Origin of the sequence: Pseudochrobactrum asaccharolyticum (assembly GCF_003314995.1) — a bacterium.
Taxonomy (GTDB): Bacteria; Pseudomonadota; Alphaproteobacteria; order Rhizobiales; family Rhizobiaceae; genus Pseudochrobactrum; species Pseudochrobactrum asaccharolyticum.
Map to the genome: position 1 here is coordinate 763,466 of NZ_QNRH01000001.1, position 25,979 is coordinate 789,444.

Annotated in this window: 21 protein-coding genes; 16 read left to right on the forward strand and 5 right to left on the reverse strand. The window is 51.2% G+C overall.

The annotated features are described in order from the left end of the window. Positions 1-86 precede the first annotated feature (86 nt). The 4 genes from lpdA (at position 87) to DFR47_RS03530 (ending at position 3,524) form a co-directional block, all read left to right on the forward strand. Positions 87-1,532: a dihydrolipoyl dehydrogenase gene (lpdA, locus tag DFR47_RS03515; RefSeq protein ID WP_113943226.1), complete on the forward strand. Its 1,446-nt coding sequence runs from the start codon at positions 87-89 to the stop codon at positions 1,530-1,532. Between the two features lie 165 nt (positions 1,533-1,697). Beyond that, a complete protein-coding gene (locus tag DFR47_RS03520; RefSeq protein WP_113943227.1) occupies positions 1,698-1,895 on the forward strand; it encodes a hypothetical protein in 198 nt (65 codons plus the stop codon). Between the two features lie 180 nt (positions 1,896-2,075). Next, the gene (gene lipA / locus DFR47_RS03525) at positions 2,076-3,044 is read left to right on the forward strand and encodes a lipoyl synthase (protein ID WP_113942979.1); all 969 of its coding nucleotides are present in this window, start codon (positions 2,076-2,078) and stop codon (positions 3,042-3,044) included. A gap of 21 nt (positions 3,045-3,065) precedes the next feature. Next, complete coding sequence (locus tag DFR47_RS03530) at positions 3,066-3,524, forward strand: type II toxin-antitoxin system RatA family toxin (RefSeq protein ID WP_113942980.1); 459 nt, start codon at positions 3,066-3,068, stop codon at positions 3,522-3,524. Between the two features lie 59 nt (positions 3,525-3,583). Here DFR47_RS03530 and DFR47_RS03535 read toward each other — a convergent pair whose 3' ends face one another. The 3 genes from DFR47_RS03535 to DFR47_RS03545 all read right to left on the reverse strand — a co-directional run bounded on the left by DFR47_RS03535 (position 3,584) and on the right by DFR47_RS03545 (position 6,193). Then, positions 3,584-4,318, reverse strand: coding sequence for an SDR family NAD(P)-dependent oxidoreductase (locus DFR47_RS03535; RefSeq protein WP_113943228.1), 735 nt, complete (start codon positions 4,316-4,318; stop codon positions 3,584-3,586). A gap of 76 nt (positions 4,319-4,394) precedes the next feature. Next, the gene (locus DFR47_RS03540; protein ID WP_113943229.1) at positions 4,395-4,892 is read right to left on the reverse strand and encodes a CinA family protein; all 498 of its coding nucleotides are present in this window, start codon (positions 4,890-4,892) and stop codon (positions 4,395-4,397) included. A gap of 71 nt (positions 4,893-4,963) precedes the next feature. After that, positions 4,964-6,193 (reverse strand): bifunctional 2-C-methyl-D-erythritol 4-phosphate cytidylyltransferase/2-C-methyl-D-erythritol 2,4-cyclodiphosphate synthase, encoded by a 1,230-nt coding sequence (locus tag DFR47_RS03545; RefSeq protein ID WP_113942981.1) that lies wholly within the window; start codon positions 6,191-6,193, stop codon positions 4,964-4,966. Between the two features lie 178 nt (positions 6,194-6,371). Between DFR47_RS03545 and dusB the strand changes: the two genes are divergently transcribed. The 12 genes from dusB to lon all read left to right on the forward strand — a co-directional run bounded on the left by dusB (position 6,372) and on the right by lon (position 23,915). Further along, the gene (gene dusB, locus DFR47_RS03550; RefSeq protein WP_113943230.1) at positions 6,372-7,391 is read left to right on the forward strand and encodes a tRNA dihydrouridine synthase DusB; all 1,020 of its coding nucleotides are present in this window, start codon (positions 6,372-6,374) and stop codon (positions 7,389-7,391) included. Continuing rightward, positions 7,391-8,512, forward strand: a complete 1,122-nt coding sequence (locus DFR47_RS03555) for a two-component system sensor histidine kinase NtrB (protein ID WP_113942982.1) — start codon at positions 7,391-7,393, stop codon at positions 8,510-8,512. The genes dusB and DFR47_RS03555 overlap by 1 nt, the downstream gene beginning before the upstream one ends. Positions 8,513-8,620: 108 nt before the next feature. Continuing rightward, positions 8,621-10,030, forward strand: coding sequence for a nitrogen regulation protein NR(I) (gene ntrC, locus DFR47_RS03560; RefSeq protein WP_245416452.1), 1,410 nt, complete (start codon positions 8,621-8,623; stop codon positions 10,028-10,030). A 151-nt stretch (positions 10,031-10,181) separates the two neighbouring features. Next, a complete protein-coding gene (locus DFR47_RS03565; RefSeq protein WP_113942984.1) occupies positions 10,182-12,443 on the forward strand; it encodes a sensor histidine kinase NtrY-like in 2,262 nt (753 codons plus the stop codon). A gap of 93 nt (positions 12,444-12,536) precedes the next feature. Then, positions 12,537-13,898, forward strand: a complete 1,362-nt coding sequence (gene ntrX / locus DFR47_RS03570) for a nitrogen assimilation response regulator NtrX (protein ID WP_113942985.1) — start codon at positions 12,537-12,539, stop codon at positions 13,896-13,898. A 2-nt stretch (positions 13,899-13,900) separates the two neighbouring features. After that, positions 13,901-15,277 (forward strand): Trk system potassium transporter TrkA, encoded by a 1,377-nt coding sequence (gene trkA / locus DFR47_RS03575; protein ID WP_113942986.1) that lies wholly within the window; start codon positions 13,901-13,903, stop codon positions 15,275-15,277. A gap of 19 nt (positions 15,278-15,296) precedes the next feature. Further along, on the forward strand, positions 15,297-16,091 hold the full coding sequence (locus DFR47_RS03580; protein ID WP_113942987.1) for a glycosyltransferase family 32 protein: 795 nt from the start codon (positions 15,297-15,299) through the stop codon (positions 16,089-16,091). A gap of 382 nt (positions 16,092-16,473) precedes the next feature. Further along, positions 16,474-16,710 carry an RNA chaperone Hfq gene (gene hfq, locus DFR47_RS03585; RefSeq protein ID WP_022712353.1) on the forward strand — a complete coding sequence of 79 codons (237 nt, stop codon included), beginning with the start codon at positions 16,474-16,476 and terminating at the stop codon, positions 16,708-16,710. Between the two features lie 278 nt (positions 16,711-16,988). Next, the gene (gene hflX, locus DFR47_RS03590) at positions 16,989-18,410 is read left to right on the forward strand and encodes a GTPase HflX (protein WP_113943231.1); all 1,422 of its coding nucleotides are present in this window, start codon (positions 16,989-16,991) and stop codon (positions 18,408-18,410) included. Between the two features lie 312 nt (positions 18,411-18,722). Further along, the gene (locus tag DFR47_RS03595; protein WP_113942988.1) at positions 18,723-19,349 is read left to right on the forward strand and encodes an ATP-dependent Clp protease proteolytic subunit; all 627 of its coding nucleotides are present in this window, start codon (positions 18,723-18,725) and stop codon (positions 19,347-19,349) included. 478 nt (positions 19,350-19,827) lie between these two features. After that, positions 19,828-21,102: an ATP-dependent Clp protease ATP-binding subunit ClpX gene (clpX, locus tag DFR47_RS03600; RefSeq protein WP_113942989.1), complete on the forward strand. Its 1,275-nt coding sequence runs from the start codon at positions 19,828-19,830 to the stop codon at positions 21,100-21,102. Positions 21,103-21,491: 389 nt separating this feature from the next. Next, the gene (gene lon, locus DFR47_RS03605) at positions 21,492-23,915 is read left to right on the forward strand and encodes an endopeptidase La (RefSeq protein WP_113942990.1); all 2,424 of its coding nucleotides are present in this window, start codon (positions 21,492-21,494) and stop codon (positions 23,913-23,915) included. 160 nt (positions 23,916-24,075) lie between these two features. On the opposite strand, the gene DFR47_RS03610 is transcribed toward lon, so the two are convergent. Both DFR47_RS03610 and aztD read right to left on the reverse strand, forming a co-directional pair. Then, positions 24,076-24,642 carry a hypothetical protein gene (locus DFR47_RS03610; protein WP_113942991.1) on the reverse strand — a complete coding sequence of 189 codons (567 nt, stop codon included), beginning with the start codon at positions 24,640-24,642 and terminating at the stop codon, positions 24,076-24,078. A 114-nt stretch (positions 24,643-24,756) separates the two neighbouring features. Continuing rightward, positions 24,757-25,947, reverse strand: a complete 1,191-nt coding sequence (aztD, locus tag DFR47_RS03615; protein WP_245416423.1) for a zinc metallochaperone AztD — start codon at positions 25,945-25,947, stop codon at positions 24,757-24,759. Between the last annotated feature and the right edge of the window lie 32 nt (positions 25,948-25,979).

Consider the following 25,979-nt stretch of genomic DNA (forward strand, 5'->3'; position numbering starts at 1 on the left):
GTTTTCGGATAAGATACGCGAAAACAAATAGATAAAATGAATGATGCGCCGGTAACCGGCATAGAAACCATTCAAGGAGAATGAGCGTGTCCAACAGTTACGACGTTATTGTAGTCGGTGCCGGTCCGGGTGGTTATGTGGCCGCTATTCGTGCAGCGCAGCTTGGCTTGAAAACCGCTGTTGTTGAGCGTGAACATCTGGCTGGTATCTGCTCGAACTGGGGTTGTATCCCGACCAAGGCACTGCTGCGCTCCGCTGAAGTTAAGCATCTGGCAGAACATGCCAAAAATTACGGCCTGAAGCTTGAAGGTACTATCGTGCCGGACATTAAAGCTGTTGTTTCCCGTTCGCGCGGCATTGCCGAGCGCATGAACGGCGGCGTTGGCTTCCTGATGAAAAAAAACAAGGTTGATGTGATCTGGGGCGAAGCCAAGATCACCAAACCGGGTGAAATCATTGTTGGCAAAACCAGCAAGGCACCGATGCAGCCGCAGGCTCCGCAGCCGAAAAATACACTCGGCGAAGGAACTTACACAGCCAAGCACATCATCATTGCGACTGGTGCACGTCCGCGTGCATTGCCGGGCATTGAGCCGGATGGCAAGCTGATCTGGACCTATTTCGAAGCCATGGTTCCGCAGGAACTGCCAAAGAGCATGCTGGTTATGGGTTCTGGCGCGATCGGTATCGAATTCGCTTCGTTCTATAACGACATGGGCGTTGATGTGACTGTTGTTGAGCTGATGTCCAATATCATGCCGGTTGAAGATGCGGAAATCTCTGCCTTTGCCCGTAAGCAGCTTGAAAAGCGCGGCCTGAAAATCATCACTGAAGCCAAGGTTTCCAAAGTTGAGAAGGGCGCGAATTCCGTGACCGCTCATGTTGAAACCAAAGACGGCAAAGTGCAGACACTGACTGTAGATCGTATGATCTCGGCTGTTGGTGTGCAGGGCAATATCGAGAATATCGGCCTTGAAGCTGTTGGTGTAAAAACCGACCGTGGCTGCATCGTTGCTGACGAATATTGCAAGACCAGCGTTGCCGGTATTTATGCCATTGGTGACGTGGCCGGTGCGCCGATGCTGGCACATAAAGCTGAGCATGAAGCAGTTATCTGCGTTGAGAAAATCGCAGGTCTGCCAAATGTTCATCCGCTGGATAAAGCCAAGGTTCCGGGTTGCACCTATTGTAACCCGCAGGTTGCTTCTGTCGGCCTGACCGAAGCAAAAGCCAAAGAGCAGGGCTATGATATCCGCGTTGGCCGCTTCCCGTTTGTTGCGAATGGTAAAGCGATTGCTCTGGGCGAGGATCAGGGTCTGGTTAAGACCGTTTTCGATAAGAAGACCGGTCAGTTGCTCGGCGCCCATCTGGTTGGTGCAGAAGTAACCGAGCTCATTCAGGGCTTTGTGGTTGCCATGAATTTGGAAACCACTGAAGAAGAACTGATGCACACTGTATTCCCGCATCCGACAATTTCCGAGACTATGAAGGAAAGTGTGCTAGATGCTTATGGCAAGGCTATCAATATCTAAGTGCTGAAATGCAGATGTGGCCGGAGTTAGAGCGACCTTTGTGTGCCAGATTGGGCACACAGCGCTCTAACTCCGGCCACTCGAACCAAAGGAAATTATGTGCCGCTGATTAAAGACGGATATCCCTTTCGTAAAGCCGCTCTGACAGTGTTGAAATATTCAACGCTGATTGGCCTCGGGCTTGGTTTTGGTGTATCTGCGCTTAGCTTTTTGGCTGGCAACGTGATTTCAATCAATGGCTATGCGCTTTCCGGCTGGTATGGCGTATGGACAGTGACACTGGCGCTGGGTGCAGCCGGATTTTGTTTCGGTCTGATCTGGGCATTGGTGTTCAAAGCACTGGGTGAGGCGGCGCGACGCTGAGTCCGGTTGTATAAAAAGCCGAACAGCCTATATGAGCTGTTACGACATTTGAGGTGGGCAGGGTTTAAAGCATATTTGTTTACCTTGGCAGTCCTCCCTGCTATGCAGGCGCAATATTCTGGCCGGTTTTTCCGGTAATACGAAATCTGAAGGCCTTTTCGGCCGTTTTGGGAAAGACATATGGTTACGCTTCTGGACACGGTAAACGACGACAGAAAACGCCTTCGTCATCCTGAGAAGGCCAACCGGCCCGACACAGCACTTTTGAAAAAGCCTGACTGGATTCGTGTGAAGGCACCGACCTCACGCGGTTATGGCGAAACCCGCGATATCGTGCGCTCAAACAAGCTGGTGACAGTTTGTGAGGAAGCAGGTTGCCCGAATATCGGCGAGTGCTGGGATAAGAAACACGCAACATTCATGATCATGGGTGAAATTTGCACCCGTGCCTGTGCTTTCTGTAACGTATCGACCGGTATCCCGACCGCTCTTGATCCTAATGAGCCGGAAAATGTGGCGAAGGCCGTGAAGCAGATGGGGCTGACCCATGTGGTTATCACTTCCGTTGACCGCGATGATCTGGCCGATGGCGGCGCACAGCATTTTGCTGAAGTGATTCACGCAATCCGTGCAGCCAGCCCGCAAACCACAATTGAAATTCTGACACCGGACTTCCTGCGTAAGGAAGGTGCTCTTGAGATCGTTGTTAAGGCACGTCCGGATGTGTTCAACCACAATCTGGAAACTGTGCCGTCCAACTATCTGAAAGTGCGTCCGGGTGCCCGTTACTTCCACTCCCTGCGTCTGTTGCAGCGCGTGAAAGAGCTCGATCCGACCATTTTCACCAAATCCGGTATCATGGTTGGTCTAGGTGAAGAACGTAACGAAGTGCTGCAGCTGATGGATGATCTGCGCTCGGCTGATGTGGATTTCATGACCATTGGTCAGTATCTGCAGCCAACCCGTAAGCACCATGCGGTTATCCGTTATGTGACACCGGATGAGTTCAAATCTTTCGCAACAATCGGTAAAACCAAGGGTTTCCTGCTGGTTGCTTCAAGCCCGCTGACACGCTCTTCGCACCATGCGGGCGATGATTTTGCCAAGCTGCGTGCGGCTCGTGAAGCCCTTATCGCCAGCCGTAACTAAAACAGTATAACTGATAAGCTTATGCCGCAATTTACTGCCACACGTCAGGTTCAGCACCGCGCGGAGCAAATGTTTGCTCTTGTCGCGGATGTTGAGACTTATCCGCAATTTGTCCCGATGTGTGAGGCATTGACCATTCGCTCCCGTAAAGAGCGCGATGGGAAAACACTGCTGGTTGCAGATATGACAGTCGGTTACAAGCTGATCCGTGAGACCTTCACTACACAGGTGCTGCTGAAACCGGATGAGCGGGTGATCGAGGTCAAATATATTGACGGCCCGTTCCGCTATCTCGACAACCGCTGGACATTTGTGCCGGTGGGTGATGGCACGCAGAGCGATGTGGATTTCTTCATTGATTATGAATTTAAAAGCCGCACGCTCGGATTGGTGATGGGCTCAATGTTTGATCTGGCATTCCGCAAATTTGCGGAAGCTTTTGAAAAGCGTGCCGATCAGATTTATGGCATTCAAGCCTGATCTATATAAGTGATCAAAAAGCCGGACTGTTTTGCAGTCCGGCTTTTTTATTTGTCTTTTTATTGTGCGGTATAGCCGCCATCGACCATCAGTGATGAGCCGGTGACAAAGGAGGCCTCATCACTGGCGAGAAACAGTACTGCATTCGCGACTTCTTCCGCGCGGCCAAGCCTGCCCATCGGGTGTAGGGCAACTAACTTCTCTTTGGCGTCATCCGGAATATGACTGAGCAGTGGTGTGTCGATATAACCGGGGCAGACAGCATTCACGCGAATACCTTTCGCGCCATACTCAATCCCTAAAGTCTGGGTGAGTAGTTTCACGCCGCCTTTGGCAGCAGCATAGGCTGTTACACCGCGTTTGCCGACATGGCTGTGAATGGAGCCACAATTAACAATGACACCGCCGCCCTGTTTGAGAAATTGCTGAATGGCATATTTATCGCAGAGATAAACACCGCCGAGGTTAATATCGATGGTGCGTTGCCACGCGCTTTCTTCCAGTTCATCAATCGGGCCATCAGCGGCAATACCGGCATTGGCAAACATCACATCGAGACGACCGAACTGAGCCACGGTTTGGGTAATCATCGCCTGAACAGCTTCAGAATCTGTCACATCAATTTTGATGAATAGCGCTTTATCCGCTCCCAGTTCATCGGCCAGTGCCTGTCCGTGATCAGCGAAGTCGGCAATCACCACTTTAGCGCCTTGACGGGTAAAGGCACGGGCACTGGCTTCACCAATACCGCTTGCACCACCGGTGACGATCACGACTTTATCTTTGAAACGCATCATACAATTCCTTGAGCTGAGGGAGGATTGAAGATTAAATTCTAAAGTCTGCCGCTGTGGATTACATTGATACGGATCAATCGCTCAATGCTTGTAGAATAAGAGCAAAAGCAGCCTGCACTGTGGCTAACCGGATAGCATCACGCGATTGGTCGCCGAAACGGCACTCCTGATGCAGTGTTTCAAAATTCTGTCCGGCGCAGGCAATATGTACCAGCCCGACCGGTTTTTCAGTTGTGCCGCCGGAAGGGCCTGCAACGCCGGTCACAGCAATAGAGATGCCAGCTTGAGGGGCATGTTTCAGCGCACCTTCGGCCATGGCGATGGCGACTGGTTTGGATACGGCACCAAATTCGCGCAGCAGACTGTGTGAAACGCCGATCAGTGAAGCTTTTGCTTCATTGCTATAGGTGACAAAGCCGCAATCAACGACATCGGAGGAACCGGCAATGTCGGTCAGTGCGGCGGCAATCATGCCGCCGGTGCAGGATTCGGCTGTGGTAATCATGAGTTGCGCCTTGCGGCAGGCATCAAGAACGGCGAGGGCTTGTGTGGTTGTTTTATTATTGCACATGTTCTTGTCCCAAAACCGCTGCACACTTTTGGGGAACATGATGTGCAACAATACTCATGATTAGTTTCCTTTTATGCGGGGACTTCACCCGGATAGATAACACTGACGGTTACAATCGAGGCAATGCCTTCCTTGCGGCCGACAAAGCCCATTTTCTCATTGGTCGTGGCTTTGACCGAAACTCTGTCAGCACTCACACCCAGCATATCGCTGAGTTCTGCAGTCATAGCTTCACGATGCGGGCCGATTTTCGGCTCTTCGGCAATTAGTGTAATATCGGCATTAGCAATGCGTCCACCGGCTTCACGCACGGTTTTGACGGCAAACTCGACAAATTGTCGTGAGGCAGCGCCTTTCCATTGCGGGTCAGACGGTGGAAAATGTGTGCCGATATCGCCTGCGCCACGGGTGGCAAGCAAAGCATCGGTCAGCGCGTGTAGCGCCACATCGGCATCGGAATGTCCGTTGAGCTTAAAGTCATGCGGGATTTTCACGCCGCAGAGCCACACATGGTCGCCCGGTTCGAAACTATGGACGTCGTAACCATTACCCGTGCGGATGTCCGGAAAAGCAACCATATCCTGACGCAAGCGCTGATCAGCCATTTCAATATCCTTTGCCCATGTAATTTTAGTGTTGTCGGCTGAGCCTTCGACAACACGAACAGGAATGCTCTGCCATTCAGCAATGGCGGCATCATCGGTAAAATCTGTGCGTCCCAGTACAAATGCTGCATTATGCGCATCCAATATGGGCGCAAAGGGGAAGCTCTGTGGTGTTTGTGCTGCAAATAGTCCCGCACGCGGCACCGTTTTGGTGACCAGTGCATCGCCGCCAGCCTGTTTCAGTGTGTCTGATACGGCAAGCGCAGGCAGCACACCGGTCTGCGGGTGCAGGGCTATCATAATGCGCTTGAGCAGGTCTTGGGTGATGAAAGGGCGCACGCCATCATGGATCATCACATAATCCGGCGCATCGTCCTGCAAAGCCAGCAGGCCGAGACGCGTTGATTCCTGACGGGTCGGGCCGCCGGTTACGAGCTTCAGGCGCGCGGCATCAATATCAGCACGTTTCAGCGCAGTGTGATAAAGGTCGTGATCGTCGGCATGGATGACCACAACAACGGGCGAAATCTGCTCGCAAGCCAGAAAGGTGCGTAAAGTATGCGCCAGCACGGCCTGACCGCCGATGCGGCGATATTGTTTAGGACCTTCGGTGCTCTGACCGGCGCGTTCTCCGCGTCCTGCGGCGACTATAACTGCTGCTGTGCGAATGAGATAAGCCTTTCCGAGCTGCCACACCTGTGTTTATAGCGAATACCGCCTTGATAAACGAAATACCAGTGATGTTTTTTTGATAATGGATTCATCGGTTAATCGCATTGCGACGAATCCGCTTTTTCTTGCATGAAGATGATAAAACCTATAAATCTGCTTAAAGTTTGAGCGTTTTTAATATTGCACATTTTTTAGGCTGATGATGACGACTGCTACCCTGCCATTAAAGATCGGACCCGTAGAAATTCGCAATCGTGTGTTTCTGGCACCGATGTCCGGTGTATCCGACTTGCCGTTTCGTCGTCGGGCATGGGAGGCCGGTGCAGGGTTGGTGGTCTCGGAAATGGTGGCCAGTGCGGAACTGTGCAATCATCATTCTGAAAGCCGCAAGCGTATGGAACGCGGCGATCTTCAGACCCATGTGGTGCAGCTCGCGGGGCGCGAAGCCCATTGGATGGGCGAGGCCGCCAAGATTGCCGAAGGTGAGGGTGCGGATATTGTTGATATCAATATGGGCTGCCCTGCAAAAAAGGTAACCGGCGGTTATTCCGGTTCAGCATTGATGCGCGATCTGGATCATGCGCTGACGCTGATTGAAGCGACTGTGCAAGCGGTGAAAGTACCGGTAACGCTGAAGATGCGGCTTGGCTGGGATCATAACTCTATCAATGCACCGGAACTGGCACGACGTGCTGTCGATGCCGGTGTGCAGATGATTACCGTACATGGCCGCACACGCTGTCAGTTCTATACCGGTCACGCCGATTGGGATGCTATCCGCGCCGTACGTGAGGTGATCTCTGTGCCGCTTGTTGCCAATGGCGATGTTGGCAGTGCTGCCGATGTGCAGGAAATTATGCAGCGTTCCGGCGCGGATGCAGTGATGATTGGCCGTGCAGCCTATGGTCAGCCTTGGCTGGCGGGTCAAATCGCTGATGCGTTGCGCGGTGGTGCAAATAAGGCCGCTCCGGCTAGCTTAAGTGATTATGTGCTCGCCCATTACCATGCCATGCTTGAGCATTATGGGGAGAAAACCGGTGTGCGCCATGCCCGTAAACATCTGGGCTGGTATATGGAGCGCCATACGGAGAATGTCCCTGATACAGTCAAAAAAGCACTGATGACTTCCGGCAATGCACAGGAAGTTTCCACCATACTGGCAGAGATATTCTCAGGAGTAGCACCGGTATCCGGCAATAAATCGCTCAAGGATGCAGCCTGATGGATAATATCACGCTGCCTCTGTCCGATTATGTGCTGAATACGCTGCCGCAGGCTGTGATTATGGCCGGAGCAAACGGACAGATCAGCTATGCCAATGCCCAGGCTGAAGTGTTTTTCCGCTCCAGTGCTGCAATCATCCGGCGGCACGGGCTTGAATATTTCCTGCCGCCTGCAAGTCCGCTGATCAGTTTAATCGCACAGGTCATTCATAGCGGCACTGCAGTCAATGAATATCATATTGATATGTCTTCGCCACGCATGGGCGCAGAGCGGATGGTGGATGTGCAGGTTACGCCGGTCAGCGAAAAGCCGGATCACGTGGTTATCCTGTTTAAAGAAACAGCCATGGCGGAGAAGCTCAATCGCCAGATGAGTCATCGTGGCGCGGCGCGCTCCGTTACCGGTTTGGCAGCAATGCTGGCGCATGAAATCAAGAACCCGCTTTCGGGCATTCGTGGTGCGGCGCAATTGCTGGAAATGTCTGCCCGTGATGCTGCGAATGAAGCTGATTGCGAGCTGACCCAGCTGATCCGTGATGAGGCTGACCGTATTGTCGCTCTGGTCGACCGGATGAATGTGTTTTCGGACGAGCGTCCGATTGAGCGCTCTGCCGTCAATCTGCATACCGTTCTGGGGCATGTCAAAACGCTGGCCAGCCATGGTTTCGCTTCGCATGTCACTATTCGTGAGGAATATGACCCGTCCTTGCCACGTGTCTGGGGTAATCGGGATCAGCTGATACAGGTTTTTCTTAACCTGATTAAAAATGCGGCTGAGGCGATTGAACCGGAAGAGCGCTCGGGGCGAAAAGGTGAAATCCTTCTGACCTCTGCCTATAAAGCCGGTATGCATATGACTGTTCCGGCAACCGGCGAGCGCATGTCTTTGCCGTTGGAATTTTGTGTCATTGATAATGGCGGCGGTGTTGCATCAGATATTTTGCCGATCCTGTTTGATCCGTTTATCACCACCAAAACCAATGGCTCAGGGCTGGGCTTGCCATTGGTTGCCAAGATCATTGCAGATCATGGCGGTATGATTGAATGCGAAAGTTTTTCAGGAAAAACCATCTTCCGCATTTTGCTACCGGTCTGGAAGAATGAACATCCTGATATTTAAATTTAACTATCAGAAAATTGATATAATTATCTGTAATATAATGTTTTATGTGTTGGGAGTAAGACATTGAATGAACCGGTTATCATCGTTGCTGAAGATGATGCAGCCATGCGCACAGTGCTCAATCAGGCGCTGACAAGGGCTGGTTATACTGTGCGTCTTGCCAGCAATCGTGCAGCTCTCTGGGCACTTGTCACGGGTGGCGAAGGCGATCTGGTCATCAGTGATGTGAATATGCCGGATGGTTCTGTCTTTGAAATTTTGCCGCGTATCCGCAAAGCACGCCCCGATCTGCCGGTGGTGGTGATGAGTGCGCAAAATACTTTCATGACGGCTATCCGTGCCTCGGAGGCCGGAGCCTATGATTATCTGCCCAAGCCTTTTGACCTGAGCGAGATGGTGAGTCTGCTGCGTCGCGCGCTGTCTGAGCCAAAGCCGGTACAGGCAAAGCAGGAAAGCGATGAGCAGGCCGAAAATATGCCGCTCGTTGGTCGCTCGGTGGCGATGCAGGATGTTTACCGTGTGCTGGCGCGGATGATGCAGACTGATCTGACACTCATGATCACGGGGGAATCCGGTACAGGCAAAGAGCTGGTTGCCCGCGCTTTGCATGAATATGGCCGCCGCCGTAACGGGCCGTTTGTCGCGATCAATATGGCGGCAATCCCGCGCGATCTGATTGAGTCTGAATTGTTTGGCCATGAAAAAGGAGCCTTTACCGGCGCACAGCAGCGCTTTTCAGGGCGCTTTGAACAGGCCAATGGCGGTACGCTGTTTCTCGATGAAATCGGCGATATGCCGATGGAAGCGCAAACGCGTTTGCTGCGCGTGCTCCAGCAGGGCGAATATATGACCGTTGGCGGGCGCACACCGATTAAGACCGATGTGCGTATTGTGGCTGCGACCAACAAGGATTTGCTCAAGCAAATTCAAAAAGGCCAGTTCCGCGAGGATTTATACTACCGGCTCAATGTTGTGCCGCTGCGTATGCCGCCTTTGCGCGAGCGTGTTGAGGACGTGCCGGATTTGGTGCAGCATTTCTTCCGTCTGGTGGAAAAGGAAGGTCTGTCGCCGAAACAGATCACTGCCGAAGGATTTGCCGTGCTGCGCCATTACGCATGGCCCGGCAATGTGCGCGAGCTGGAAAATCTGGTGCGCCGCTTGGCAGCGCTTTATCCGCAGGATGAAATCAATGCCGAGATTATCCGTCATGAGTTGCAACATTTGCCTGCATCTGTGCCTGCCGGCGAGGCGGGATTGAAAGCGGATCAGATCACCAATCTGCGGGATGCGGCAGAGATTTATCTGCGTCAGTATTTTGCGTCTTTTAATGGTGAGCTACCGCCACAGGGGCTTTATGACCGGATTTTGCAGGAGATTGAATATCCGCTTCTGGCGGCAAGCCTCACGGCTACATCCGGTAACCAGATTAAAGCTGCGGAATTGCTGGGTTTAAACCGTAATACGCTGCGTAAGAAAATCCGCGATCATGACCTCAATATTTTCAAGCCAAACTAAGATAGACAGCTTGTTTAAAGCATGAATACACCGCCCTGTAATCGCTGGCTGCTGCGGGCTTGGCGGGTATATTGAAGGGCGCCATGCACTATCGTTGCATATGTGCAACATTCTGTTGCATGAAGGCAACGGTTTATAATAGATTAACCAAATGGATAAGACGAGTCTGGTTGAATGGTTGCGTGAATTGAAACCTGCCGGAGGGAGTGAACATCGACGTTTGCTCGCTCTGCCGGGCGTGATCATTGTTGTTCTGTCGATTGTTGCGTCACTTGCATCCTTTCTGATCATGATCGGTGTTACGCCGATTATTCCTAATCTGCATGTGACTTTGGCACTGATCATTATCAACGTGGTGCTGGTCGTCAGTCTGCTGGCGCTGATTATCCGCGAAATTTATCGTATTACGCAGGCGCGCCGTCATGGTCGCGCAGCGGCACGGCTGCATGTGCGTATTGTGGCGCTGTTCTCGCTGATTGCTGCGGTTCCGGCAATTGTGGTTGCGATTGTTGCCAGTGTCACGCTCAATCTCGGGCTCGATCGCTGGTTTGAAACCAATACGCGTAATATCGTCAATTCATCGATCAGTCTGACGCAGGCCTATCTCACAGATACAGCCCGTAATTTGCAGAGCGCGACCTATTCCATGTTGCAGGATATGGATGGTCAGCGCACGCTTTACAGTCTCGATCGCAATGGTTTTGTGCAATTGCTCACTTTGCAGGCACTGGGGCGTGGTTTGCTTGGTGCTCAGCTCTTACGCGAAGATGGCTCTATTGCCGTGCGCAGTGAACAGGGCGGAGCTAATCTGCCGCAACCGCCGTCAGAAGCGCTGGAGACAGCGAAGGACGGCAATCCGGTAATTATCCCGCCGGGCCCGACCAGCAATTTTGTTGGTGCCATTATCAAAATGCGTGAAATACCGGATGCGTATCTCTACACTGTACGTGCCGTTGATGCGCAAATTCTGGATTCTATGCGTCTGATGGAAGCAAATACGGCGCGTTATCAGGATATGGAAGCGAACCGTATTCCGACGCAGGTCATTTTTGCGCTGCTTTATTTCGGGCTGATGCTGATCGTGTTGCTGCCTGCGATATGGACAGGGATTGCTGTGGCTGACCGTCTGGTGCGTCCGATCCGTTCGCTGATCGGCGCTGCGGATGAGGTGACGGCCGGTAATCTGGATGTTTCTGTGCCGGTGCGCTCCAGCGACGGTGATTTGGGTGCACTTGCCGGTACCTTCAATAACATGGTTGCCGAGTTGAAAAGCCAGCGTACCGACCTGATTGCTGCCAAGGATCAGATTGATGAACGCCGCCGCTTCTCTGAAGCTGTGTTGTCCGGTGTTACTGCTGCGGTGATCGGCGTTGATGCGCTAGGGCTGATCAATATCGTCAACCGTTCGGCAGAGCAGATGTTCTGTCTCGAGCCGGATGCCGTTATCGGCACCAGTCTCAGCACACATATTCCGGAAATCGGACAGGTGTTTGAGGTTGCGCATGATTCCGGTCGTGCGGTTTATCGCGAGCAGGTCTCGATGATGCGTGGCGGGCTGACCAGTACTTTCAACGTGCAGATCACGATTGAAGACGGCACCAGTGACGAACGCTCTTATGTGGTGACGATCGACGATATTACCGATCTGGTACAGGCGCAGCGTTCAACCGCTTGGGCGGATGTGGCACGTCGTATTGCCCATGAGATCAAGAACCCGCTGACACCGATCCAGCTTTCTGCTGAACGTATCCGCCGCCGTTACGGCAAGGTGATTACCGAGGACAGAGAAGTCTTTGACCAATGTGTCGAAACCATTGTCCGTCAGGTTGGTGATATTGGCCGTATGGTGGATGAGTTCTCGTCTTTTGCAAGGATGCCGAAGCCGAAAATGGAAACCATTGATTTGCGCAACTCTCTGAAAGAAGCCGCATTTCTGGTGGAAGTTAGCCGCAGTGAAATCAGCTTTGAACAGCGCCTGAGCGAAACGCCGCTATATGGTCATTTCGACAGTCGTCTGCTGGGACAGGCTTTTGGTAACATTATCAAAAATGCGAGTGAGGCGATTGAAGCTGTAACCGGCGAAGATGATTATCGCGGACATATTTTGCTGAAGGCTTATCAGGACAAAGATCAGCTGGTTGTAGAAGTGATCGATAATGGTAAGGGCTTGCCCGGCGATAACCGCCAGCGTTTGCTCGAGCCTTATATGACAACGCGTGAGAAGGGCACCGGCCTCGGTCTCGCGATTGTCCGTAAAATTGTTGAAGATCATGGCGGCCATATGGAGCTGCATGATGCACCAGCCGATTTCTATAATGGCCGCGGTGCTATGATCCGTATGGTTTTTCCTGCAACATCGCCGGATGCGGTGGTTGAAACAGACAGTAATACAACTGAGGAGCTGCAGGCATGACGCTAAGATGCGGGCAGTTTAATTATAAATACTTGCTAATATACCGAGATATGGTGCATCAGCAGGGCAATGGGAACAAGGCAGGTGGATTAAATGGCTTCTGATATTCTCGTCGTCGATGATGAAACGGACATCCGTGATCTGGTTGCTGGTATTTTAAGCGACGAAGGTCATGAAACCCGTACCGCATTTGATTCAGACAGCGCGCTGGCTGCGATCAATGATCGTGTGCCGCGCCTGATTTTTCTGGATATCTGGCTGCAGGGCAGCCGTCTGGACGGATTGGCATTGCTGGATGAAATCAAAAAACTGCATCCGGATTTACCGGTGGTGATGATTTCCGGTCACGGCAATATTGAAACTGCTGTTTCGGCGATCCGTCGCGGTGCCTATGACTTCATCGAAAAGCCGTTCAAGGCGGATCGTCTGATCCTTGTGGCCGAGCGCGCACTGGAAACATCCAATCTCAAACGTGAGGTTTCCAATCTGCGTAAGCGCTCGGGTGACAGTTTTGAACTGCTCGGCAATTCGCTGGCGATGAATCAGCTGCGCCAGACTATCGAGCGTGTTGCCCCGACCAATAGCCGTATCATGATCACCGGACCTTCTGGCTCCGGTAAGGAAATGGCTGCACGTGCAATCCATGCACTGTCGAGCCGTGCCAATGGCCCTTTTGTTACGGTGAATGCCGCAACAATTACGCCTGAACGTATGGAAATTGAGCTGTTCGGTACCGAAATGGATGGTGGCGAACGCAAAGTCGGTGCGCTGGAAGAGGCCCATGGCGGCATTCTTTATCTCGATGAAATTGCCGATATGCCGCGCGAAACGCAGAATAAGATTTTGCGCGTGCTGGTTGATCAGCAATTTGAACGTGTCGGCGGTACCAAGCGCGTGAAGGTTGATGTACGCATCATTTCTTCCACAGCACAAAATCTTGAAGGCATGATTGCCGAAGGCCTGTTCCGCGAAGATCTGTTCCACCGTCTGGCCGTTGTGCCGGTGCAGGTGCCGCCTCTGGCACAGCGCCGCGATGATATTCCGTCGCTGGTGTCCTTCTTTATCAATCAGGTCGCCGAGCAGGCTGGTATCAAGCCACGCCGTATCAGCGATGATGCTATGGCCGTTCTGCAGTCTCATAGCTGGCCCGGCAATGTGCGTCAGTTGCGTAACAATGTGGAACGCCTGATGATCTTGGCGCGTGGTGATGATGCCGATGAGCCAGTGACAGCCGACTTGTTGCCTGCGGAAATCGGCGATGCGCTGCCGCGCACACCAACGGATTCTGATCAGCACATTATGGCGCTGCCGCTGCGTGAAGCCCGTGAAATGTTTGAAAAGGAATATCTGGTCGCCCAGATCAACCGTTTCAGCGGCAATATTTCCCGTACGGCTGAGTTTGTGGGCATGGAGCGTTCCGCGCTGCACCGCAAACTGAAATCGCTCGGAGTGTAATTATGCGCATCATCATCTGCGGTGCCGGTCAGGTCGGCTTTGGTATCGCTGAGCGGCTTTCTGCCGAGCAGAATGATGTTTCGGTGATCGATACATCGGAAAAGCTGATTCACGCGGTGCGTGATTTGCTTGATGTACGCGGTTTCGTCGGTCACGGCTCGCATCCGGATGTTCTGGAAGCGGCCGGTGCCGAAGAAGCGGATATGATCATCGCTGTTACGCTCTATGATGAGATCAATATGGTAGCCTGTCAGGTTGCCCATTCGCTGTTTAACGTGCCGACCAAGATTGCCCGCATCCGTGCACAGACCTATCTGCAAAAGCAGTATCAGGAGATGTTCTCGCGCGATAATATGCCGATTGATGTGGTGATTTCGCCCGAGCTTGAGGTCGGCGATATGGTGCTGCGCCGTATTGCTCTGCCCGGCGCATCGGACGTGCTGCGCTTTGCCGATGACAAGGTGGTGGCTTTCGCTATTGAATGTCTGGAAGATTGCCCGATTATCAATACACCGCTGAAACAGCTCACCGATCTGTTTCCTGATCTGCCATCAACTGTGGTTGGCGTGGTGCGCAATGATCGTTTGTTCGTTCCCCGTTCAGAGGACCATCTGCTGGCCGGTGATATCGCCTATGTGGTGACAACAAGCGAGCAGGTACGCCGTACACTCGGGCTGTTCGGTCATGATAAGCCGGAAGCGCGCCGCATCATTATCGCCGGTGGTGGTAATATCGGGCTCTATGTAGCGCAGAAGATGGAAGAGCGTCAGCCGCATACCCGTCTGAAAATCATCGAGCATAATCGTGAGCGTGCGGCCTTTGTTGCGGATGAACTCAACAAGACGATTGTGCTGAACGGCAGTGCGCTGGATCAGGAACTGCTGCGTGAAGCAGAAGTACAGGACGCCGATCTGATGGTGGCTCTGACCAACCAGGATCAGGCGAATATTCTGTCTGGTATCATGGCCAAACGTCTTGGCTGTAAGTCGAATATGGTGCTGATTAATAACTCAGCCTATCAGGAATTTATTCATACGGTTGGCATTGATTCCTATGTCAGTCCGAAAAGCGTGACCATTTCCAAGATTTTGCAGCATGTACGTCGTGGCCGTATCCGTTCTGTCCATAGTGTCTATGACGGGCGGGCGGAACTGATTGAGGCAGAAGCGCTGGAAACTTCGCCGCTGGTCGGGGCACCATTGCGTGATATTTCATTGCCTGCCGGTTTGCGTGTAGGCGCTGTCTATCGTGACGGAAAAGTTATCAAGCCGCATGGTGATTTGCATATCCGCCGTAATGATCGTGTAGTAATGTTTGCAACCAGTGATGCAGTGAAGCATGTGGAACAGATGTTCCGTGTGAGCCTCGATTTCTTCTGATATTTGAGAATAGTATTTTATGGATATTTGCACTTTCTGGTACGGCACCAGATTACGTCCGGTAGATCATATGTGCCTGACCTCTATGGTTAAGACCGGCCAAAAGGTGAAGCTGTTCAGCTATCAGCCGGTTGAGAACCTGCCGGAAGGTGTGGAGCAGCATGATGCCGCAACTATTCTGCCGATTGAATCTTTCCGTCGTCTTGATCCGGCTTTTCCGGATCTGAAAGAATATGTGACGATTGTTCAGTTCAGCGATATTTTCCGTATTAATCTGATGAAACAGGGGCAGGGCGTCTGGCTGGATACGGATGTTTATCTGCATAAACAGTTCCATCCGGATGCGTCCAAACCTTATCTGGCGCGTGAAAACAAAGAGCGCGTTGGGGTTTCTGCGCTGTATTTCCCGCCGGATCATCCGGTGATTGCCGAATTTGATGCCTATATGGCTGGTGATTATCCATTGCCGAAATGGCTTGGTCTGCGCCGCCGTATTTTGCGTCCGCTCTGGTATCGCCTGACGGGGAAGGAAGTCACCCCTGCGGCAATCGGAATTACGATCTTTGGTAATGATGGTATTTCAAGGCTCGCCAAAAAATATGGCTGTTTTGATAATGCTGCGCCGAAAGAGAGTTTCTATTACTGGACAGGGCGTGAATGCCTGAACATGTTCAACCCGCAATACGGGTTGGAGCCGCTGGATCATCCGGAGTTTATCGGCTTTCATGTCCATCGCAAAAGCCCTGAGGAACTGGTGGTGCGTGAGGGCAGTTTCTATGAGTGGATGCTGAAGCAGACGGGCGAATTGCGCTGATCGTCTCAAGGTTTATAGCTGCTTCTGGGAATTTTCTACTCATTCATACAGATTGTGACTAGAGCGGTTTGCGTTCCTGTTAGATCGCAGTGCTCGCTCTAGATTCTTTAGTGGGCGCATTCTCACAGACGTCAAGTGATGCCACTGACTGTGAAATGCTCTCGACATCATTCACTATACAACATTTTGACGTTGCGGAAAAAATAGCGGCCTGTTAACCCTTTGCAGAATGTGGGATTATTCCCGCAACTATTGATTCTGTATCAATATACAGGTGCAATATCTGAGGCGGATGATAAAACCGGAGCGCAGGAAATATTTTTCGGGTGCTCGTCTCATCCAAGTCAGTATTGGTTGCGGATCGAAATAAAGGAATAAAAAAATGGCTGAACGATCGCAAAATCTGCAGGATCTCTTTCTGAATTCTGTACGTAAGCAGAAAATCTCTCTGACGATCTTTTTGATTAATGGCGTTAAACTGACCGGTATTGTCACATCTTTCGACAATTTCTGCGTGTTGCTACGCCGTGACGGACATTCACAGCTGGTATATAAACATGCCATCTCAACCATTATGCCAAGCCAGCCTGTGCAGATGTTTGAAGGTGAAGAAGAGTAAGTTTTACAGTTCATTCTGACTGTAGCTGAAATTTAAAGATGTTTTTATATCCGCAGTGCCCCGTGGCCTGCGGATATATTTGTTTGTAAGTTTGAGAATAATTATCTCACGTCTGTGCATTGATGCAGGCAGGCCGGATGATTATCTGATGGGAACGGACATGCGGGTAAATATCGGACGCTTTGGCGCTGTTTTACCCTCATAATGAATTAAGAAATCAGGATACACATTTGAAAAAACGAAATGATCCGGCAGATGATCTGGTGCCAGAAACAGATATGGCAGACACATATGAATTATCAGAAGATGATAATTATGATGATGGCGCCAGACTGAAAAGCAGCAGAAAGCCCTTCACAACAAAGGTGGAAGAGACACGTGCTTTTGTTGTGGTGCCGATTTTGCCGGAACGCTATGCGCTGGTCGTTGACCAGGATGAGAGCGAACGCCCGAAATACCGCCGCAGTGATGAGGCGCGGCTTGAAGAAGCTGCAGGTCTGGCACGGGCGATTGATCTGAATATTATCGACAGTTTTCTGGTGCAGACTTCGCAACCGCGTCCAGCGACATTGCTCGGCACCGGTAAAGTCGAAGATATTGCTGATCGTATCGAGCGTGAAGAAATCGAGCTGGTGATTGTTGATCACCCGCTGACACCGGTACAGCAGCGCAATCTTGAGCGGGAATGGAAGGTCAAGGTAATTGACCGTACCGGCTTGATTTTGGAGATTTTCGGCCGCCGTGCGCAAACCCGTGAGGGTAGTTTGCAGGTAGAGCTGGCACATCTGAACTATCAGAAGGGCCGGCTGGTTCGCAGTTGGACGCACTTGGAGCGTCAGCGTGGTGGTGGCGGCTTTATGGGCGGTCCGGGTGAAACCCAGATCGAGGCTGACCGTCGTATGCTGCAGGAAAAAATCCTGCGTATTAAGCGTGAGCTGGATACGGTCGTTCGCACCCGTCAGTTGCACCGACAGAAGCGGCGTAAGGTGCCGCATCCGGTGATTGCACTGGTTGGCTATACCAATGCGGGCAAATCAACATTGTTCAACCGTCTGACCGGCGCTGATGTGCTGGCCGAGGATATGCTGTTTGCGACACTTGATCCGACCCTGCGCCGGTTGCGTCTGCCCCATGGTGACATGATCATCCTGTCGGATACGGTTGGTTTTATTTCCAACCTGCCGCACCATCTGGTCGCGGCCTTTAAAGCGACTTTGGAAGAAGTGGTCGAAGCAGACCTTATCTTGCATGTGCGTGATATGTCTGACCCCGACAATGCGGCACAGGCAGAGGATGTGGAAACTATTCTCAGCGGGCTTGGCATTAAAAAAGGCGATGAGCGCGTTATTGAACTCTGGAACAAGATCGATCGCCTGAGCGAGCCGATGCAGGACAGTGCGGAAAATCTGAGCAGCGGCAGCCATGAAGATGTGCGTCCGATCCCGCTTTCCGCGTTGACGGGACAGGGTACGCGCGAATTGCTGGCTTTGATCGAGAGCCGTATTTCCGGTGCCATGGAAAAAGTGCAGGTTAGTCTGCAACCACACCAGTTCAGCCTGATCGACTGGATTTATCGTCATGGCAGTAATGTGCGCCGTCAGGACGAGGAAGACGGTTCGGTCATTATTGATGTTGATATGACAGCTGGTTCCGCGCAGAAATTTCGCGATAAATATGCGTCAGTATCAAAGCGGGGGTAAGCAGTTCACCGCTCAACGGATATATTGAGTACCCGTGATGACACGAAAATCAAAAAGCCGGGGCGTGTATCGCGGTTAAGACTAAATGCGACACGCTCCAGAATATACAAGCTTTTCAAATATCTGCTGTTTACAGAGATTTCGGCAGCCTATTTAGAATTCAGTAAGTATGAAAGATTAGACAGAAGCAGAATATGGCGTTTATGGCTCAGCATCTTGCGAAACCATAGTGCCTCGCCCTATGTATGGAATATCCACGAATCCTGACGGCAGTGCTTCGCTCCGTTTACCGATAGCCAAAGGCAGTTAATGATGAGAGATCCAATTGAAACCGTTATGAATCTGGTCCCGATGGTAGTTGAGCAGACTGCACGCGGCGAACGGGCTTATGATATTTTCTCGCGCCTTCTGAAAGAGCGTGTGATTTTCGTAAACGGTCCGGTTGAAGACGGCATGGCTATGCTGATCTGCGCGCAGTTGCTGTTTCTTGAGGCAGAAAACCCGAATAAGCCGATTGAAATGTACATCAATTCGCCAGGTGGTGTGGTCACTTCCGGTATGGCAATTTATGACACTATGCAGTTCATCAAGCCTCCGGTTTCCACACTCTGCATGGGGCAGGCTGCTTCCATGGGCTCGCTGCTGCTGACAGCCGGCGCAACCGGCCAGCGTCTGGCATTGCCAAATGCACGTATCATGGTTCACCAGCCATCCGGTGGTTTTCAGGGGCAGGCTTCCGATATCGAGCGTCATGCGCAGGATATCATCAAGATGAAGCGTCGCCTCAACGAAATCTACGTCAAGCATACCGGTCGTGATTACGACACCATTGAGCGCACACTTGATCGCGATCATTTCATGACCGCACAGGAAGCGCTGGAATTCGGCCTGATCGATAAAGTGATCGAATCACGCGAACTGGCTGAAAAGAAAGACTGAGTAACCGGAAACTGATCCGTTTTCTTGTAAAAGCGGATCAGATTTTGGATTGAGGTATTTTCTGAAACGGGAGTTGCGGCAAGAAATTAATGGCTTTGTATAATTTTAGCCATATTTTATCTGCCATTACCGCTTTAACTGCTCTGTCGCGCAAAACAGTGCGGCAGACAGGTTGTAAAACATTCTTTTGCCTGTTTAAGCTGGTTGCTGCGTTAAGTGATTGTTTGGGTCTTGAGCCTAAAAACAGATGTTGAGTGCGTACAGGCGCAAGAGTTCTATCAGGTTCATTCAGCCTGATTGTACTTATAAGTATGTTGCAAAGCCGCTTGTGCTGACATCTTGTCAATGGCACAAGAAGCCAATAACAGACGAATACATGACGACTGCCGTTAATGTCGGTTTCGGTCGGGAAGACATAACGGTTAGAACTTGGTGCCTGTTGCGGACAGCGGGTGGCCATTACTGAAAGGAAACTGCGATGAGCAAAGTCAGCAACGGCGGTGGCGATTCCAAGAATACGCTCTATTGCTCCTTTTGCGGAAAAAGCCAGCATGAGGTGCGCAAGCTAATTGCGGGGCCGACCGTATTTATCTGTGACGAGTGTGTCGAGCTCTGCATGGACATCATTCGCGAGGAAAACAAATCCTCGATGGTGAAGTCGCGTGAAGGTGTGCCGACCCCGCAGGAAATTATGGCTGTTCTCGATGATTATGTCATTGGTCAGAGCCAAGCCAAGCGTGTGCTTTCGGTAGCAGTTCACAATCACTATAAGCGTCTGGCTAATCAGCCGAAGGCCGGTGATGTTGAACTGGCAAAATCAAATATTCTGCTTGTTGGCCCTACCGGTTGCGGTAAGACCTATCTGGCACAGACATTGGCGCGCATCATTGATGTGCCGTTCACCATGGCTGACGCCACGACACTGACCGAAGCCGGTTATGTCGGTGAAGATGTTGAAAATATCATTCTCAAACTGTTGCAGGCTGCCGACTACAATGTTGAGCGTGCACAGCGCGGTATCGTCTATATCGACGAAGTGGATAAAATCAGCCGTAAGGCCGACAATCCGTCGATTACCCGTGACGTATCAGGTGAGGGTGTACAGCAGGCTCTGCTGAAGATCATGGAAGGCACTGTGGCTTCTGTCCCACCGCAGGGTGGACGCAAGCATCCGCAGCAGGAATTCCTGCAGGTGGACACAACCAACATCCTGTTCATTTGCGGTGGTGCGTTTGCCGGTCTTGATAAGATCATTTCATCGCGTGGTGAAAAGACCTCTATCGGCTTTAGCGCAACTGTAAAAGCGCCGGATGAACGCCGTATCGGTGCGATTTTCCACGAGCTGGAACCGGAAGATCTGACAAAATTCGGCCTTATTCCTGAATTTGTCGGTCGTCTGCCGGTTATTGCAACACTGGAAGATCTGGATATTCCGTCACTGGTCAAGATCCTGTCCGAGCCGAAAAATGCTCTGGTGAAGCAGTATCAGCGTCTTTTCGAGATGGAAGAAGTTGAACTGACTTTCCACGATGATGCTCTGCAGGCAATTGCTGCCAAAGCCGTTGAGCGTAAAACCGGTGCGCGTGGTCTGCGTTCGATCATGGAAAAAATCCTGCTCGATACAATGTTTGACCTGCCAACACTGGAAGGTGTTCAGGAAGTTGTCATCTCTAGCGATGTCGTAGAAGGTAAGGCGCAGCCGCTTTATATCTACGGCGAACGCAAGGAAGAAAAAGGCACTGCCTCTGCATAAGGCACATGTCCGAATGAATTTTAGAAAACGCCCGGAAGAAATTTCGGGCGTTTTTGTGTTTACGAATATTTTTTAACGAGAAATGATTTTAATATGATTTATTTTATCATATTAAGCTGCGCGTGGTTGTGGACTATAGCCCGAATGGGCGAAAACCGGCGTTTTAGGCGTTTCATTCGTTGTAAAAGGGTTTAAAGTGTTGGTCTGCAATTTGCATTTTGATCCGGTGGTCATAAATGCGCTGATTTATTCTGCTGTATGAGGCACAGGAAGTGCTTGAAATACGGGCAGTGGGTGGCCAATTATATAGTCGATGCACGCAGTGATTTGCTGATGAAACGGGGATCATTGTGTGGCGATCGGGTGGTTTACCCGGGAAAGGACTTAAAATGACGGATACAGAGTTGAAGACATCCGCGGGTGGTCAGGACGGGCTTTATGCCGTGTTGCCGTTGCGCGATATTGTTGTCTTCCCGCATATGATTGTGCCGCTGTTTGTCGGCCGCGAAAGATCAATCCGTGCGCTTGAAGAAGTGATGGGCGTTGATAAGCAGATTCTGCTTGCGACCCAGAAAAATGCTGCCGACGATGAGCCGGCCAATGATGCGATTTATGAAATCGGTACAGTGGCAAATGTGCTGCAGCTGCTGAAACTGCCGGACGGCACTGTGAAAGTGCTGGTCGAAGGTATCGCTCGCGCTAAAATCACCAAATTCAGTGATCGTGAAGATTATCACGAAGCCTATGCTGATATTCTGGAGCTGCCGGAAGAAGATTCGGTAGAGATTGAAGCGCTGTCCCGCTCAGTGATGAGCGACTTTGAAAATTACGTAAAGCTGAACAAGAAGATTTCGCCTGAAGTTGTCGGCGCGACCGGTCAGATCGATGATCATTCGAAACTGGCAGATACAGTTGCCTCGCATCTGGCGATCAAGATTGCTGAAAAGCAGGAAATGCTTTCGATCCTGTCGGTTCGTGAGCGTCTTGAAAAAGCTTTGGAATATATGGAATCCGAAATCTCGGTTCTTCAGGTCGAGAAGCGCATCCGCTCGCGTGTTAAGCGCCAGATGGAAAAGACCCAGCGCGAATATTACCTGAACGAACAGATGAAGGCTATCCAGAAGGAACTGGGCGATGGCGAAGACGGCAAGGATGAACTGGCCGAGCTGGAAGAACGCATTGCCAAGACCAAGCTGAGCAAGGAAGCTGCGGAAAAAGCGCAGGCTGAAATGAAGAAGCTGCGGTCGATGAGCCCGATGTCTGCGGAAGCTTCCGTGGTGCGCAACTACCTCGACTGGCTGTTGTCACTGCCATGGGGCAAGAAGTCTAAGGTTAAAACTGATCTGGCTTTTGCTGAAGGCGTGCTGGATACAGAGCATTTTGGTCTGGAAAAGGTCAAAGAGCGTATTGTCGAGTATCTCGCGGTACAGTCACGCGCTGCCAAGATCAAAGGCCCGATCATTTGTCTCGTTGGCCCTCCGGGGGTTGGTAAGACCTCGCTTGCGCGTTCTATCGCCAATGCAACCGGTCGTGAATATGTACGTATGTCGCTGGGCGGCGTGCGTGATGAGGCTGAAATCCGCGGTCACCGCAGAACCTATATCGGCTCTATGCCGGGTAAGGTTATTCAGTCGATGAAGAAAGCCAAGAAGTCCAACCCGCTGTTCCTTCTCGATGAGATCGACAAAATGGGTCAGGATTTCCGTGGCGATCCGTCATCGGCAATGCTGGAAGTGCTGGATCCGGAACAGAATGCAACCTTCATGGATCATTATCTGGAGGTCGAATATGACCTGTCCAACGTAATGTTCGTGACGACTGCAAACTCGCTGAATATTCCGGGCCCTCTGCTTGACCGTATGGAGATCATCCGTATCGCCGGTTACACCGAGGATGAAAAACTTGAAATTGCCAAGCGGCATTTGCTGCCAAAGGCAATCAAGGAACATGCTTTGCAGCCGAATGAATTCTCGGTTGATGAAGCAGCCATTCTTGCTGTGATCCAGCACTACACCCGCGAAGCCGGTGTGCGTAGTCTTGAGCGTGAAATGATGAAACTGGCGCGTAAAGCTGTCACGGAAATCGCACGTAAGAAGACCAAGTCGGTTCATGTGACGAAAGATAATATTTCTGATTATCTCGGTGTCATGAAGTTCCGTTACGGACAGATCGACGGTGAAGATCAGATTGGTGTTGTAACCGGTCTGGCATGGACGGAAGTGGGCGGCGAATTGCTGACCATTGAAGGCGTGATGATGCCAGGTAAAGGTCGCATGACTGTTACCGGTAACCTGCGTGATGTGATGAAGGAATCCATTTCGGCTGCGGCATCCTATGTCCGCTCCCGTGCGGTGGATTTCGGCATCGAACCTCCGCTGTTTGACAAACGTGATATCCACGTGCACGTGCCGGAAGGTGCGACACCAAAGGATGGTCCGTCTGCCGGTACAGCAATGGTAACTGCGATTGTTTCTGTGCTGACCGGTATTCCGGTACGCAAAGACGTTGCTATGACCGGTGAGGTCACATTGCGTGGTCGTGTTCTGCCGATTGGCGGCCTGAAGGAAAAACTGCTTGCAGCTCTGCGCGGCGGTATCAAGAAGGTGCTGATTCCGGAAGAAAACGCCAAGGATCTGGCTGAAATTCCGGACAATGTGAAAAACGCATTGGAAATCATTCCGGTTTCTTATGTCGGTGAAGTGCTTGAACATGCACTGACCCGCAAGCCGGAGCCGATCGAATGGGTTGAACCGGAAACGCCGGCAATTGCAAAAGCCGGTGAAGATGATGCTGTTGTGGGCATGGCTCACTAATCATCTGATCTGAGATATTTAAAGCCCCGCAAGTCTGACTTGCGGGGCTTTTTGCTGAGCATTTCACAGTCAAGTTGGATCAACTTGGACAGTCCGTGACAATGCGATAAACTAAAGAATCTAGAGCGGACGCTATGATCCAATCCAGATATAAACCGCTCTAGTTTGGATAGATCGGCAAAGTTACATTCCAGCGATCTTGCGGGGCTGGTCGTCCGGTATCAGCGCAACTGACACTGATACGCTTTGCCTGATCCGCATCATCGCGCCATGCTGTATCCAGTGGCAGCAGACATTCGGGCACAACCACCTTGGCATTAACAACAGGAAATGCCCAATTGCTGTTCTGCTCAATGTTTTGATAATTGATGAAACGTGCTGCAACGGCAGCAATCTCATCAAGGTCTTGCATGGTTGTATTTACCTGCCTTTGGTGCTCGGCAAAAATCGCATGGCACATACGCAGATTGTCGAGGCCAAAACGCTGGCGGCAATAAGTGCGAATTTCCTCAATATTCGCCACTGACAGCTTTTCAAAAGCCTCAACGTCACACTCACCACAAACAATCGGATTAACAAAGAAGAGCTGAAGAGACGGCTGTTGCTTGACGAAAAAGCTGTAATCCGTGTCATGCTCGCCATATTTCACCTCAATACCAGTGAAAAGAGCGGCTGCCAGTAACAACGGTGTCAGAGCCAAAGCGGCAAGCAATATGAATTTTCTCATGAAATACGCCATTCGTGAAACAGACTATGACTGCCTTAAGCAGCGAACATCCGAATGGCAAATACAAAAAAGACCGGCGTTAAACCGGTCTTTTCATTTTGGGTGCGTTGGAGCTTAATGCACGGCACCGGAGCCGCCGACAGCAACAATACTAAATGGCTGATCAGCCACCGCAATGGTGCGGTCTTCTTTGAAACTCTCAATATTGATCAGACGAACCAGACTGTGGCGTGGATCCGTGATCGCGATATGATCACCTGCAACCGCCAGACGCGGGCGCGGATCACGCCAGTGACCATCTTTACTGTAAGGCTCGGTCACTTTAGCTGAACGAACAATTGTCCCGTCCAGAATATTGATGAGATGCAACTGGCCGTCTTCTGTCAGCACATAGGCGTTTTTCAGACGGGCAGGGTCGAGTGCGAAATCCACGCGACGGGTCGGCAGATCGACTAGGCGATAAGGCGTATCACTTTCCGGATCAATCAGCGCAATTTTGTCCTCACCATAATTTCCGAGAAAAAACTGAATCGCTTTGCTGCCAAGTAAGGTGCTGACTTTGCCTTTTGGCAGATCAGCACCATAGCTCAGCATTTTCAGCTCGGCTTGTTTGTCTTTAGACGGGCTGGCAATCAGCACACCTTCTTCACAACCAAAGGCCACAAGACTGGCGGAGAAAGCTTCGCCATGCAAAGCTGTGCAGGTTGCGACATCGCCGTTCTGCTTGCCATCAGAATCAAGTACACGCAGGCCAAGGCGCGGCGGCAGGGCATCCGGTTTGGTTTCTGCTTCGAGATTTGGCACGGAAGCCAGATATTGATTGCCGAATGGCACAACCACACCATGATGCGGCGCTGTGGCATCAATGATCTTAGCCTGCGGATTTCCTTTCAGAATATCCTGCTCGGACAATTCATGCGCTTTGCCTTCACGGTCAAAGAACAGCACGACATTGTCGCCATGCATCACGGCATGAACCGGCCGCTTACCTTCAAATTTTTCTTTCAGCAAAGCTGTATCCGAAATCTCAAGATCACGATGATCGCCATGATCTTCGAGCTTGATGCCTGTCTTGATAACATTCACCACATCATCTTCGGTTTGCACTGCAAAGACGGTTTCACCTGAATTACTGGCCGCCAGTGCCGCATAGCCTTTAAGGTCGAATTTCCCGAGTTCTTTACCGCTTTCCAGATCAATCGCACGAACCACCGGTTTGGTGTGATCGGCAACAAACAGCCGCCAGACCTGTTTATGCTCCTCATCAGCATTGGCATGGCCTGTAATTAATACGGATCCTAACATGCTTAGCGCAGTCGCGCTTTTCAGCCACATAC

What these genes read in the sequence shown, in the direction of transcription:
- clpX (WP_113942989.1), top strand. Translation starts at nt 19,828, where the DNA reads ATGAGCAAAGTCAGCAACGGCGGTGGCGATTCCAAGAATACGCTCTAT.
- lon (WP_113942990.1), top strand. Translation starts at nt 21,492, where the DNA reads ATGACGGATACAGAGTTGAAGACATCCGCGGGTGGTCAGGACGGGCTT.
- DFR47_RS03580 (WP_113942987.1), top strand. Translation starts at nt 15,297, where the DNA reads ATGGATATTTGCACTTTCTGGTACGGCACCAGATTACGTCCGGTAGAT.
- DFR47_RS03595 (WP_113942988.1), top strand. Translation starts at nt 18,723, where the DNA reads ATGAGAGATCCAATTGAAACCGTTATGAATCTGGTCCCGATGGTAGTT.
- dusB (WP_113943230.1), top strand. Translation starts at nt 6,372, where the DNA reads ATGACGACTGCTACCCTGCCATTAAAGATCGGACCCGTAGAAATTCGC.
- DFR47_RS03555 (WP_113942982.1), top strand. Translation starts at nt 7,391, where the DNA reads ATGGATAATATCACGCTGCCTCTGTCCGATTATGTGCTGAATACGCTG.
- aztD (WP_245416423.1), bottom strand. Translation starts at nt 25,947, where the DNA reads ATGTTAGGATCCGTATTAATTACAGGCCATGCCAATGCTGATGAGGAG.
- DFR47_RS03535 (WP_113943228.1), bottom strand. Translation starts at nt 4,318, where the DNA reads ATGCGTTTCAAAGATAAAGTCGTGATCGTCACCGGTGGTGCAAGCGGT.
- ntrC (WP_245416452.1), top strand. Translation starts at nt 8,621, where the DNA reads ATGCGCACAGTGCTCAATCAGGCGCTGACAAGGGCTGGTTATACTGTG.
- hfq (WP_022712353.1), top strand. Translation starts at nt 16,474, where the DNA reads ATGGCTGAACGATCGCAAAATCTGCAGGATCTCTTTCTGAATTCTGTA.
- DFR47_RS03540 (WP_113943229.1), bottom strand. Translation starts at nt 4,892, where the DNA reads ATGTGCAATAATAAAACAACCACACAAGCCCTCGCCGTTCTTGATGCC.
- trkA (WP_113942986.1), top strand. Translation starts at nt 13,901, where the DNA reads ATGCGCATCATCATCTGCGGTGCCGGTCAGGTCGGCTTTGGTATCGCT.
- DFR47_RS03610 (WP_113942991.1), bottom strand. Translation starts at nt 24,642, where the DNA reads ATGAGAAAATTCATATTGCTTGCCGCTTTGGCTCTGACACCGTTGTTA.
- lipA (WP_113942979.1), top strand. Translation starts at nt 2,076, where the DNA reads ATGGTTACGCTTCTGGACACGGTAAACGACGACAGAAAACGCCTTCGT.
- hflX (WP_113943231.1), top strand. Translation starts at nt 16,989, where the DNA reads ATGGCAGACACATATGAATTATCAGAAGATGATAATTATGATGATGGC.
- DFR47_RS03530 (WP_113942980.1), top strand. Translation starts at nt 3,066, where the DNA reads ATGCCGCAATTTACTGCCACACGTCAGGTTCAGCACCGCGCGGAGCAA.
- DFR47_RS03565 (WP_113942984.1), top strand. Translation starts at nt 10,182, where the DNA reads ATGGATAAGACGAGTCTGGTTGAATGGTTGCGTGAATTGAAACCTGCC.
- ntrX (WP_113942985.1), top strand. Translation starts at nt 12,537, where the DNA reads ATGGCTTCTGATATTCTCGTCGTCGATGATGAAACGGACATCCGTGAT.